At 32.1% G+C, this 2,652-nt stretch carries 2 protein-coding genes and 1 pseudogene; all 3 read right to left on the bottom strand.

Annotation, left to right across the window (positions count from 1 at the left end):
- Nucleotides 1-310 (bottom strand): annotated as a pseudogene (locus WBN21_RS12100) (hypothetical protein); the annotation flags it as partial.
- A gap of 175 nt (nucleotides 311-485) precedes the next feature.
- Nucleotides 486-1,718, bottom strand: coding sequence for a cadherin repeat domain-containing protein (locus WBN21_RS12095; RefSeq protein ID WP_424200625.1), 1,233 nt, complete (start codon nucleotides 1,716-1,718; stop codon nucleotides 486-488).
- Nucleotides 1,719-1,777: 59 nt separating this feature from the next.
- A partial coding sequence (locus WBN21_RS12090) for a leucine-rich repeat domain-containing protein (RefSeq protein WP_424200623.1) occupies nucleotides 1,778-2,652 on the bottom strand: 875 nt, incomplete at its 5' end.

Below are 2,652 nucleotides of genomic sequence, written 5' to 3'. Positions count from 1 at the left end.
CATCTATACGATCCACATTGCCTCCTGAACTTAGTGGGATCCAGGCAATGGTATTGTTTTCCCAGTAATAAAAGGTGCCATCTGTTGTGAGATAAACTAGCATCCCATTTTGAGCCGCTGTTGGATTGACGGTGGGAAAATTATCAATTTTAGGTATTAATAATCCATCATTATTTGCTGGTGTTGCTTGGTTTGAAACTCTTATGTCCAACGTAGCATTTGGATTAGTAGTATTTATACCTACCTGACTGTAAGATTTAAAGCAAACTAAAAGTAAAAGTAATGATGAAATGAAACGTAAATTTAGCATTGTAATATGACTTTATTAATTCAGTCTTATAATCCTTAGTTTATAACTATTCATTTTAAAATAAAGAGCCACGCAAAGTTAAGAGCTCTGAGGGACTCTTTATTTTTATAAATTTAATCCCTTAAACAGCATCAACAATGTTATGATTAAGCTAAAGGTTAACATAACCTTATGATTACCATTGCATTTGCGTTGTACTTAATCCTTGATAAAATACCTGTTGATTAGCAAATTGACCATTTAAACTTGAAGCATTGGACGAAGCCCAATATGCACCATTACCCGACGTAATATTATATAAAAACATACTACCTCCAGGTTGATCAAACCCTAAATAACCATTTGCAGTAACAGGCGTATTATTACCCTTTAACACAAAAAAGATGTCTTGAGAAGAACCAGAATGTGATGGTAATGCGTTTCCTAAATCTGAGAAACCAGTGTTATTTGCAGTACTAGATTGCTTAATTTTAACACCTGTTTTATTGGTTGCAATATAAACTTTATATTTAAAAGCGATTACATAACCATTGTTTGGAATTAATGCTGTGTTGGTATAATTTGAAAATATAAGAGCGCCAGTAGTTTGAGAAGAATATGTATTGCTATATTCTGCTACTGTTGTTCCTGCTCTTGTAATATTATTTAAATTATTAGCTAAATTATCATATTCTGTCTCTGTTACAATAATCCAATCTCCTATACTTGCCGCATTGTAATTTGATAGAGAAGTTGATAAAAGTAGGGCAATATTATCTACATTATTAAGGCTAATAGTAGCCATTACCGTTTCAATATTTCCTGAGTTATCAACTGCTATGTTTGCTGTTATTGCAGGATTTGTTTCAAAATCGAATAAAGTAGCTTCGGCTACGGTTAACTCTCCTGTACTAGAATTTATGGCAACAGCTCCAGCTGGAGTTTGAGAACTAATACTAAAACTTAATGTGTTGTCTCCTGATGCTAGTATGGTTCCTAAAGAATCGCCGTTTGTTGGATTTTCATCAACAGAAGCAGTAAAGTCTTGAGCATTTGTTTCAATTACATTATTAATGTTAATAGTTACTGTTGAAGTATTTACTGCTTCATCAGCAGAAACTGTTGCTGTAATTATTGTATTTGTTTCAAAGTCGAATAATTCAGGATTTGCAACAGTTAATTCTCCAGTACTAGCATTTATAATTAAAGCTCCAGATGGTGTTTGTGTGCTTATACTATAAGTTAATGAGCTATTACCATCATTTTGAACGGTGCCAATTACTTGTTCATCGGAAGGGTTTTCGTCAATTGTTACCTCTAAATCTTGAAGGTTTATAACAACTTGGGTATCATCGTCGTTACTACAACTAAAAGTGGATAGTAATAAAGCTAATACAAATAGGTTGATTAATTTAAATAAGGTTTTCATCTTTAATAGGTTTGGGGGTTAATAAAATATTATAATTGGTTGTTTAAATTCATTAATTCTTACTTTACAAACTTTTTAGCAATTCGGCCTTCATTAAATACCATTTCTAAAATATAGATACCGTTTGAAAGCGTATTTACATTAATAGTCTTTTCTTTTCCTTCTTTTATTTTAGCTCCAGATATACTATAAATATTATATTGCTCAAGCCTTATGTTGTTTGAATGCTTAACTTCAACTTTATCAGTTGTTGAAATAATTTTTATATCATGAGCCAATTCGAAATCTGAAGTACTTAAACCTGCATCTTCAGTGACTGGGTTGAAACCTGTCCATAATGCTCCAGAATCTGTAACATAAGCTCCCATTGTACCAGCAGGAATGTGTAAATGGATGTTACTACGAAGTCCAGAAAAAGTATCTGTACCACCAGTTATGATTGTTGGTGGTGTTGTAGATAATGAAGTTACATCGGTTAATCCTGACCCAAATACATTTACGCCCATTGTTGTAACGCTTGCAGGTATTGTAATGTTACTTATATTATTAGCACCGTTAAAAGCTTGATCACCAATTGTTTCTAAATTATTACCTAAAACTAAACTAGTCATTTGATTATCTTGAAATGCTAATTGACCAATACTAATTACACTATTAGGTATATTAAGATTATCAATACTATTAAATCGAAATGCAAATTCACCTATAGTTTCAACATTGTTTCCCAACACTAAAGTTTGCATAGTGTTATTCTGAACAAAAGCTCCATCACCTATACTAATAACGGTATTTGGAATAGTAACACTAGGTAAATCATTAAATGCAAAAGCTCCCTCATCTATACTAACAACATTATTACCTATAACTAGAGTAGTTATGTCGTTATTCTGAAAAGCATCTGAACCAATGGTGACTACACTATCTGGAATAATAA

The sequence above is a fragment of the Algibacter sp. genome, from assembly GCF_049667265.1.
Taxonomy (GTDB): domain Bacteria; phylum Bacteroidota; class Bacteroidia; order Flavobacteriales; family Flavobacteriaceae; genus Algibacter_B.
This window is presented reverse-complemented; position numbering and strand designations above follow the sequence as displayed.

What these genes read in the sequence shown, in the direction of transcription:
- WBN21_RS12095 (WP_424200625.1), bottom strand. Translation starts at nt 1,718, where the DNA reads ATGAAAACCTTATTTAAATTAATCAACCTATTTGTATTAGCTTTATTA.